The organism is Phenylobacterium sp., from assembly GCF_044236515.1.
In the GTDB taxonomy this organism is placed as follows: domain Bacteria; phylum Pseudomonadota; class Alphaproteobacteria; order Caulobacterales; family Caulobacteraceae; genus Phenylobacterium.
The window spans coordinates 1-8,980 of the sequence record NZ_JBIIGK010000120.1; the positions used below are offsets into that span (position 1 = coordinate 1).

At 69.9% G+C, this 8,980-nt stretch carries 10 protein-coding genes and 1 pseudogene; 4 read left to right on the forward strand and 7 right to left on the reverse strand.

The features are described 5' to 3' along the window. From ACILRF_RS11920 to ACILRF_RS11935, 4 genes are all read right to left on the reverse strand, one after another. The coding region (locus tag ACILRF_RS11920) for a LexA family protein (RefSeq protein ID WP_395673149.1) at positions 1-317 on the reverse strand (317 nt) is incomplete at its 3' end. 115 nt (positions 318-432) lie between these two features. Further along, entirely contained in the window at positions 433-1,224 is a 792-nt protein-coding gene (gene trpC / locus ACILRF_RS11925; protein WP_395673151.1) for an indole-3-glycerol phosphate synthase TrpC, read from the reverse strand. Continuing rightward, entirely contained in the window at positions 1,221-2,240 is a 1,020-nt protein-coding gene (gene trpD / locus ACILRF_RS11930) for an anthranilate phosphoribosyltransferase (RefSeq protein WP_395673153.1), read from the reverse strand. The genes trpC and trpD overlap by 4 nt, the downstream gene beginning before the upstream one ends. A 12-nt stretch (positions 2,241-2,252) precedes the next feature. Continuing rightward, a complete protein-coding gene (locus ACILRF_RS11935) occupies positions 2,253-2,843 on the reverse strand; it encodes an anthranilate synthase component II (protein ID WP_395673155.1) in 591 nt (196 codons plus the stop codon). A gap of 65 nt (positions 2,844-2,908) precedes the next feature. On the opposite strand from ACILRF_RS11935, the gene ACILRF_RS11940 reads away from it, so the two are divergent. Further along, a complete protein-coding gene (locus ACILRF_RS11940; RefSeq protein WP_395673157.1) occupies positions 2,909-3,097 on the forward strand; it encodes a hypothetical protein in 189 nt (62 codons plus the stop codon). Here ACILRF_RS11940 and trpE read toward each other — a convergent pair. Beyond that, positions 3,094-4,626, reverse strand: a complete 1,533-nt coding sequence (gene trpE / locus ACILRF_RS11945) for an anthranilate synthase component I (RefSeq protein ID WP_395673159.1) — start codon at positions 4,624-4,626, stop codon at positions 3,094-3,096. The two genes, ACILRF_RS11940 and trpE, sit on opposite strands and share 4 nt — an antisense overlap. Continuing rightward, positions 4,623-6,551, reverse strand: coding sequence for a peptidyl-prolyl cis-trans isomerase (locus ACILRF_RS11950; protein ID WP_395673161.1), 1,929 nt, complete (start codon positions 6,549-6,551; stop codon positions 4,623-4,625). The genes trpE and ACILRF_RS11950 overlap by 4 nt, the downstream gene beginning before the upstream one ends. 125 nt (positions 6,552-6,676) lie before the next feature. Here ACILRF_RS11950 and tpiA point away from each other — a divergent pair, with 125 nt between their 5' ends. Beyond that, on the forward strand, positions 6,677-7,420 hold the full coding sequence (gene tpiA, locus ACILRF_RS11955) for a triose-phosphate isomerase (RefSeq protein ID WP_395673163.1): 744 nt from the start codon (positions 6,677-6,679) through the stop codon (positions 7,418-7,420). Here tpiA and ACILRF_RS11960 read toward each other — a convergent pair. Next, the gene (locus ACILRF_RS11960; RefSeq protein ID WP_395673165.1) at positions 7,417-7,974 is read right to left on the reverse strand and encodes a GNAT family N-acetyltransferase; all 558 of its coding nucleotides are present in this window, start codon (positions 7,972-7,974) and stop codon (positions 7,417-7,419) included. The two genes, tpiA and ACILRF_RS11960, sit on opposite strands and share 4 nt — an antisense overlap. A 111-nt stretch (positions 7,975-8,085) precedes the next feature. Here ACILRF_RS11960 and secG point away from each other — a divergent pair, with 111 nt between their 5' ends. Both secG and ACILRF_RS11970 read left to right on the forward strand, forming a co-directional pair. Beyond that, positions 8,086-8,538, forward strand: a complete 453-nt coding sequence (gene secG, locus ACILRF_RS11965; RefSeq protein WP_395673167.1) for a preprotein translocase subunit SecG — start codon at positions 8,086-8,088, stop codon at positions 8,536-8,538. Positions 8,539-8,600: 62 nt separating this feature from the next. Beyond that, positions 8,601-8,980 (forward strand): annotated as a pseudogene (locus ACILRF_RS11970) (CTP synthetase); the annotation flags it as partial.

Sequence of the window (8,980 nt, forward strand, 5' to 3'; positions counted from 1 at the left end):
AGCTCGCGCGTGTCGTTGGCCACGGCGGGCAGGGCCGAGCCGGCGTCGACCAGCTGCGGCTTGAACGGCGAGCGGCCCTTCGGCGGCGCGGCGGTCGTCGCCTGCTGCGGCAGCTTCACCACCTCCAAGGCCCGGGCACGGTGGGGCAGGCGGCGCAGGAAGCCGCGCTCTTCGAGCGCGGTGATCAGTCGGTGGATGCCGGACTTGGACGCCAGATCCAGCGCCTCCTTCATCTCGTCGAAGGACGGGGAGACGCCGGTCTCCTTGATCCGCTCATGGATGAACATGAGCAGTTCGTGCTGCTTGCGAGTGAGCATCTTGCAGCCCTCTGAAAGAACAAAAAGAAAACCTATGAATGTTCTCTAGGTGTTCTTCCTTAATGTCAAGTTACCGTCCGAGGCGCAGATTTCACTACGGAAATTCGGACGTGGGTCAGGCGCCGAGCAGCACCTGAGTCGCCGCCGTGACGTCGGCCTGACGCATCAGGCTCTCGCCCACCAGCATGGCCGTCGCCCCGGCGCGCTCCATGCGTGCGGCTTCTTCGGCGGTGAATATCCCGCTCTCGGTCACCAGCAGGGCGTCCTGCGGGGCGTCCTTCGCCAATCGCTCCGTGACGGCGAGATCGGTGACGAAGGTGCGCAGGTCGCGGTTGTTGATACCGACGAGATCGGCGCCAAGTGCGCCCGCCCGCGCCATCTCCTCGGCGTCGTGCACCTCGACCAGCGCGTCCATCCCCAGCCGCCGCGCCTCGGCCATCAGCTCGCCGGCCAACAGGTCGTCGACCATCGCCAGGATGACCAGGATCGCATCGGCCCCGAGCGCTCGCGATTCGGCCACCTGCCATGGATCGATGAGAAACTCCTTGCGCAGGCAGGGCAGGGCGGTCGCCGTCCGCGCCGCCGCCAGATAGGCATCGTCACCCTGGAAGCTCGGCCCGTCGGTCAGCACCGACAGGCAGGCCGCGCCGCCGGCCTCGTAGGCCCGCGCCAGCGACGGCGGATCGAAGTCCTCGCGGATCAGTCCCTTTGACGGCGACGCCTTCTTGATCTCGGCGATCAGCGCCAAGCGGCCCGGCGCGTGGGCGCGGATCAAAGCGGCGCGGAACCCACGCGGCGCCGGCGCGGCGCGGGCCGCGGCTTCGACCATCTCGAGCGTCCGCTCGGCCTTCCGCGCGGCGACCTCGTCACGCTTGTAGTCCGCGATCCGGGCCAGAATGTCGCTCACGCCTCGTCTCCCGTTAGGGCCGCCAGTCGGACGAGGGCGGCCTGCGCCTTGCCCTCGTCGATGACCCGGCCGGCCAGCTCGACGCCTTCGCGCAGGGTCTCGACCTGGTCGGCGACCAAGAAGGCGGCGGCGGCGTTCAACAGCACGATGTCGCGATAGGCGCCGGTCTTCCCGGCCAGCAGGTCGCGCAGGGCCTGCGCGTTTTCCTTTGGCGTCCCGCCGGTGATATCGGCCAACGCCGCTCGGCGGAGCCCCACCGCCTCCGGCGTCACCGTGAACAGCCGCACCTTGCCGTCGCGCAGTTCGGCGACCGAGGTCTCGCCGGTCGTCGTCATCTCGTCGAGGCCCGAGCCGTGCACCACCCAGGCGCGCTCCGAGCCCAAGGCTGAGAGCGCCTCGGCCAGCGGCCGCACCCAACGCTCGGCGTAGACTCCGATCACCTGCCGCTGGGCCCCAGCCGGATTGGTCAGCGGCCCCAGAAGGTTGAAGATCGTGCGGAAGCCGAGCTCAGCGCGGATCGGCGAGACGTGCCGCATGGCGCCGTGGTGGGCCGGCGCGAACAGGAAGCAGATGCCGGCCTCGTCCAGCGCCTGCAACTGCCGGTCAGGACCAGGGTTTAGCCCCACCCCCAATTCCGACAGGACGTCGGCCGTCCCCGACTTCGAGGACAGCGCCCGGTTGCCGTGCTTGGCCACCTTCAGCCCGCCGCCGGCCGCCACGAAGCCGACCGCGGTCGAGATGTTCAGCGTATGCAGCCCGTCGCCGCCGGTGCCGCAGACGTCGATCGTCGCGAACGGCGGCTCGATATGGATCGCCGCCCGCCGCATCGCTTGCGCACAAGCGACGATCTCGCCCAGCGTCTCGCCGCGCAGGCGAATGGCCGTCAGCGCCGCGCCGACCTGGGCCGGCGTCGGCTCGCCCCGCAGGCAGGCGGAGAAGAAGGCATCGGCTTCCTCGCCGGACAGGGTCGCCCCGTCGGCCAGGCGCGCCAGCAGCGGCTTGAAGAGGTCGGACATGCCCGCCCGGCCTTAGGCGCGGGCCACGCGGCGGACGCCGGCGATATCAAGGAAGTTGGCCAGCAGGTCGTGGCCACACTCGGTGGCGATGGATTCGGGGTGGAACTGAACCCCGTGGATCGGCCGGGTTTTGTGCTGCACGCCCATGATCTCGCCGTCGTCGGTCCAGGCGGTGACCTCGAGCGCGTCCGGCAGCTTGCTCCGCTCCACCGACAGGCTGTGATAGCGGGTCGCCGTGAAGGGGTTCTTCAGCCCGGCGAATACGCCCTTGCTGGTATGCTGGATCGGGCTGGTCTTGCCGTGCATCACCGCCTTGGCCCGCACGACCTCGCCGCCGAACGCCTGGCCGATGGCTTGGTGGCCCAGGCAGACCCCGAAGATTGGTAGATCGGCCGGCGCCGCCTCCAGCAGGCCAAGGCAGATGCCCGCCTCGTTCGGCGTGCAGGGCCCGGGCGACAACAGTACGCCGGCGGGCTTTAGGCCCAGCGCCTCGCCCACGCTCAGGGCGTCGTTGCGGCGCACGACCGTCTCGGCCCCCAACTCGTTCAGGTAGTGGACGAGATTGTAGGTGAAGCTGTCGTAGTTATCGATCACCAGGATCATAGGGTCTCTCTAGAGCATTTCCGGCCCGATTGGCGAGGCCGCCGACTCCGGCGATCCTCGCGCCTATGGCCGACACCGTGGATATCGAAGCCCTCAACCGCGCCCGCAAGCTGCTGCAGGCCCCGAGCCGCAAGGACCGCGTCTGGCCGGCGCTCGCCGCCGCAGCCCTGGCCGCGACGTCGGCCCTCGGGTTTGCGGTGGCCATGATCGTCGCGCCGCCCGTCGTCAGCCAGCCCGTCGAGGGCGTTGACTAGACGAAACGCCAGCTCTCCTCGGCAGCGCGCTTCAGCGCCCGGGCCTTGTGGAGGGTCTCGTCGTACTCAGCGTCGGGATCGGAATCGGCGACCACGCCGCCGCCGGACTGGACGTACATCATCCCGTCCTTGAACAGCGCCGTCCGCAGGACGATGCAGGTGTCCACCGAGCCGTCGGCCCCGAAGTAGCCGACGCCGCCGGCGTAGCCGATGCCGCGCTTCTCGATCTCCAGTTCGTCGATGATCTCCATCGCCCGCACCTTCGGCGCGCCCGACAGAGTGCCTGCGGGCAGGGCGGCCATGACCACATCGACCGGGTCGAGCCCGTCCGGGGCGTCCCCCTCCACGTTGGAGACGAGGTGCATCACGTGGCTGTAGCGCTCGACGAAGAAGCTGTCGGTCACCCGCACCCGCGGGGCGTGGCCGGCCTCGGCCGGGGCGTTGGCACCGTCGGCCTTCAGCATCGCCACCCGGCCGACGTCGTTGCGGCCGAGGTCGAGCAGCATCAGGTGCTCGGCCCGCTCCTTGGGGTCGGCCACCAACTCGGCCTCCAGCGCGGCATCCTCGGCCGGCGTCGCGCCGCGCGGCCGGGTGCCGGCGATCGGCCGGATGGTGATCTTGCCGTCCCGCAGCCGCACCAGGATCTCCGGGCTGGAGCCGGCCAGCTGGAAGTCGCCAAAGTTCAGGTAGAACAGGAACGGTGAGGGGTTCATCCGCCGCAGCGAGCGGTAGAGTGCGAACGGGTCGCGTGCGAACGGGCTTCGCGACCGGTGGCTCGGCACCACCTGGAAGATGTCGCCGGCCGCGATGTAGTCCTTCGCCTGGGCGACGATCTCGTGATAGCGCTCGCGGCTCACCGGGGTCGTGAACTGGTCCGGCTCCGGCGTGCCCGCGCCCGACAGCGGCGGCGTCGGCTTCCTCAGGTCGGTCATCACCTCGGCCAGGCGGCCTTGCGCGGCGCGATAGGCGTCGTCGGCGCTCGCCTCCCCCGGACGCACCGGCGTCACCAGCACGATCTCCTGGGCGATGGCGTCGAAGATCGCGACGATCGACGGCCGCGTCATCACCCCGTCAGGCAGGTTCAGCGGGTCCGGATTGACGTCCGGCAGGTGCTCGACGAGCCGGATCATGTCGTAGCCGATGGCCCCGTACAGTCCCGCCGATGGCGGCGGCAGGCCCGCCGGCATCTCGATCCGCGATGCGGCGACGAGGTCGCGCAGGCTGTCCAGCGCTCCGCCGGCTTGCGGCGTGAATCGGCCGGCGGCGATGTCCGCCCCCTCGGCGATCTCGGCCGCATCGCCGCGGCAGCGCCAGACCAGGTCCGGGTTCAGGGTGATGATCGAATAGCGGGCGCGGAACGCCCCGCCTTCGACGCTCTCGAACAGGAAGGCGTACGGCCGCCCGTGGCCGATCTTCAGATACGCCGAGACCGGCGTCTCCAGATCGTCGATCAGCCGGGTCCAGACGAGCTGGGCGAGGCCGGCTTCGTACTTGGATCGGAAATCGCCAAACTCCGGCTCGACCTTCACTTCTTCGTCCCGGCCTTGGAGGCGGCCTTTCCGGCCGGCGCTTCGGGCTCCAGGCCAAGAGCGGCCCGAGCGCGGGCATTGTCGATCTTGACCTTCACGGCCGCACGCGAAGCGTTCCGCGAGGTTTCCTCCAGCTCGCGGAACATCTCGACACTGGCCTGGTCGCGGGCCAGCACGGCGATCGGCGCCGCCTGGGCGGCGGTGGCCGGCCGCACCGCGTCCAGCCGACCGACCAGGATTGCGAACTGGTCGCCGCGAGCGGTGAAGGCCTCGTTCGGCTTGGCGCTGAACGCCCGTTGCAGCAGGTCCTGCGGCAGGCCGGTTTCGCGCGCGCTCTGACGCGTCAGGCCCGCCGTGCGCTGCACCTGCGCGCCGGCCGACGCGGCCACCGCATTGATTGCTTCGCCCTTGCGGACGCGGGCGGCCAGGGCCTCGGCGCGGGCCTCCATCCGCTTCAGGGTCTCGCGGCCGGTCCACACGCGGGCCAGTTCGGCCCGCAGGGCCGGCGTCATCGGCGGCAGCGACGGGGGCATGATGCGCTCGACGCGAACGGCGAAGTACTGGCCCTCGCCGAGCTCGACGAGGTCGCTCTCGCCGCCAGCCGGCAGGCCGAAGGCGGTTTCAAGCACACGGGGGTCGAGGGCGGGGAGGGTCTGGTTCTGCTCGGTGCGGCCGTCCTGGGTGATCGGGCCCAGCGTCACGGTCGGCACGTTCACCCGGCGCGCGGCCTCTGCGAGGTTGGCGCCGGCGGTGTGCGCCTCTTCATAGGCCTGGGTGCGGGCCAGCACCTTTTCGACGGCGTTGGTCCGGCGGACCTCGGCTTCGAGCTGCGGCCGGGCCTCCTCGAAGGTCACGACGCGACCGGGGGTCACGCCGATGACCTTGACGACCTGCCAGCCGAGCCCGCTCTGCACCGGTGCGACCTGGCCGGCGGCCAGCTTGAAGGCGGCGACGCCGACCTGACGGTCCGGGATCGCCGTCTGCGGGCGGTTGTCATAGGTGATGGCGTCGACCTTCAGCGACTGCGCGACCGCCGCCGGGCTCTCGCCCTTCTGCAGGCGGGTGGCGATGGCCTGGGCCGCCGCCTGATCCTTGGCCGGGATCTGCACGACGGTTCGGGTCTCCGGCGTCGACAGGGTGTCCTTGCGGAAGTCGTACAGCTTGCGGACCGCCGCAGCGTCGACCGGCCCGGCGGCGTCGGCCGCGGTCGGCGCGAACTGGACCAGCGTCAGGACGCGCAGCTCCGGGCGGGTCAGCTGGGCGGCGTTCTCGCGCATGAACGCCTGCAGCTGGGCGTCGGTCGGCGCCGCCGGCTGACCGGCCATCTGCGGCGTAACGGCGAAGTAGGCCACGTCGCGCGCTTCCAGGCCCAGCAGGCCGGCCAGGGCCGAATAGGCGAGGGGCGCCCTGGCGCCGGCGACGACCCCCGTCACCGCCATCCGCGTGGCGATGTCGTCGCGGGCCATCTGCTCGAATTGCTCGGTCGTCAGGTTGGCCTGCGCCAGCTGCTGCTGGTAGGCGTTCTTGTCGAACCGCCCTGAGACCCGGTCGAAGAACGCCGGAACCTTGGCGATCTCCCCGACCACCAGCTTGTCCGACGGGAGGATCCCCAGGCGCGTGACCATCGCGGCGAATGCCTCGCGGGTCGCGATGGCCTGCAGGAGCTGCTTGTCCATGCCCCGCTCGACCAGCAGTTCGGTCGGGATCGGACGGCGGTTCTCAGCTTCGAGCTGGCGCTTCTGCGCGTCAAACTCGCGGCGGAAGTCATTGGTCGTGACGGTGCGCGATCCGGCGGTGATCACCGCGTCCTTGAACCCGGCGCGGAACACGTCGTTGATGCCGAACACGGCGAAGCTGACGATCAGCAGGCCGATCAGGACGGCGGCGACCCAGGATTTCGCGAACTTGCGAGTGGCGGCGAGCATCAAATCCCTTTCCGGGGGCGCGGGGTTTGGGCCGGTATAGTGGAGGCCCTTCCATCCCTGCAAGGAGGTGACAGGTCGCCCGGCTTGGCTTAACCGCCCGGCGGACAAAAAGTATGTGAGGCCAAATGACCGCTCCCACGCCGCTGATCGCCGGAAACTGGAAGATGAACGGCCTGACCGCCTCGCTGGCCGAGGCCCGGGCGATCTCCGAGGGCGTGTCGGGCGCCAAGGCGCGCGTCGCGATCTGTCCGCCGGCCGTGCTGATCCACCAGATGAGCCAGGCGCTCGCCGGCGGCCCGGTGCTGATCGGCGGCCAGGACGCCCACACCGACGAAAGCGGCGCCTTCACTGGCGACGTATCGGCCGAGATGCTGGCCGACGCCGGCGCCTCCATGGTCATTCTCGGCCACTCCGAGCGCCGGGACGGCTACCGCGAGACCGACGAGCTCGTCGCTCGCAAGTCCCTGGCCGCCCTGCGCGCCGGTCTCGAACCGATCGTCTGCGTTGGCGAAACCCTCGAACAGCGCAAGGCTGGGCAGGCGCTTGAGGTCGTCACCGGGCAGGTGAGGGCCTCGCTTCCGCCCGAACTCTTGGGCAAGGCCTTCGCCATCGCCTATGAGCCGGTCTGGGCCATCGGCACGGGCCTGACGCCCAGCATCGACGAAATCGAGGAGGTGCACCTGGCGATCCGCGCCACCCTCATCGAGATGTTCGGCGACGCCGCCGACAAGGCGCCGATCCTCTACGGCGGCTCGGTGAAGCCCGCCAACGCCGCCGAAATCCTCCACGCCGCGGAAGTCGGCGGGGCCCTCGTCGGCGGCGCCTCGCTCAAGGCCGCCGATTTTCTCGGGATTGTCCGGGCGCTTTAGAGCTGTAGCTCGAACAACCTGAAATCGCGCCGGTCGCCGTTCGGGAGGCGGTGGCCGCGCACCAGGCCTTGTTCCTCGAAACCCAGCTTCTGCAGCAGACTCTCCGACCGCCGCGCCCCAAGGTGCGTGCGCGCCTTCAGCCGCCTGAGGCCGCTGCCCGCCGCGAACGCCGCCACGCTGCCCAGGGCCTCTAGGGCGTAACCCTTGCCCCAGGCGTCGCGGCCCAGCATGAAGCCGACCTCCGCCTCGCCCGACCGGCGGTCGATCTCCGTCAGGTCGCAGACGCCGACGAAGTCGCCGTCTTCCAGCTTGCGCAGCGTCCAGTGCACGGCCTTGCCGGTAGACATCGCCTCGACCTGACCGCGAACGATCTCGGCGACCACGTCCGGGTCGTCGCCTTCGGAGGTGTCCCAGTAGGCCATGACCTCCGGGTCATCCATGATCCGGAACAGCGGCTCGGCGTCGCCCTCGGTGAGCGGCTCCAGCCGCAGGCGCTCGGTCTCCAGCCGGCCGGTCGCGAGGCGGGGTGTCGGGTCGAGAAACGATCTTGCCACGGCGCTGCGACGTCCTAGGTATGGCCTTGCCGCACACTCGGTGTTAGAGCGCGCGCTTCGAACTTTGAGGGGTGGGTCCCCCGCCTCAACGCACCGGACGCCAAGAAGCCCATGCTGCTCACCATCCTTCTCGTCATCGAGATCCTCGTCAGCCTCGGGCTGGTGGGCGTGGTCTTGCTCCAGCGCTCGGAGGGCGGCGCGCTGGGTATGGGCGGCGGAAACTCGGGCTTCATGACCGCGCGAGGCGCCGGCGACCTGCTGACCCGCACCACCTGGATTCTTGGTACGGCCTTCTTCGTTATCGCCCTGGCCCTGACCATCCTGGCCGGTCGCGAGCGGGGCGCCTCGTCGGTCGTGGACCGGCTGAAGGTCAACGCCATCGATCCCAACAGCCTGAACCAGCCGCCGCAGCAGGCGCCGGCTGGCGCCCAGCCCAGCGATGCGCCCGCGCCGATCACCGCGCCGGCCCCGGCTATCCGCAGCCCGCTGCTCGGCGATCCGGCCGCGCTTGCTCCGACCGCACCGGCCCCCGTGGCCCCCGCGCCGACCGCTCCGGCGCAATAGTCGTGGATGAAATGTCCGGTCGGCGGAGCGTCTCCGGCGAATCACGGCTAATCTGAACGCCCATGGCCCGGTACATTTTCATCACCGGCGGCGTGGTCTCTTCCCTTGGCAAAGGTCTCGCGTCCGCCGCACTCGGCGCGCTTTTGCAGGCGCGAGGCTACAAGGTCCGCCTGCGCAAGCTCGACCCCTATCTGAACGTCGATCCGGGGACCATGAGCCCCTATCAGCACGGCGAGGTCTTCGTGACCGAGGACGGCGCTGAGACCGACCTCGACCTCGGCCACTACGAGCGCTTCACCGGCGTCAACGCCACGCGCGGCGACAACATCACCACGGGCCAGATCTACAAGACCATCATCGAGAAGGAGCGCCGCGGCGACTATCTCGGCGCGACGGTCCAGGTCATTCCGCACGTCACCGGCGAGATCAAGGACTTCGTCCT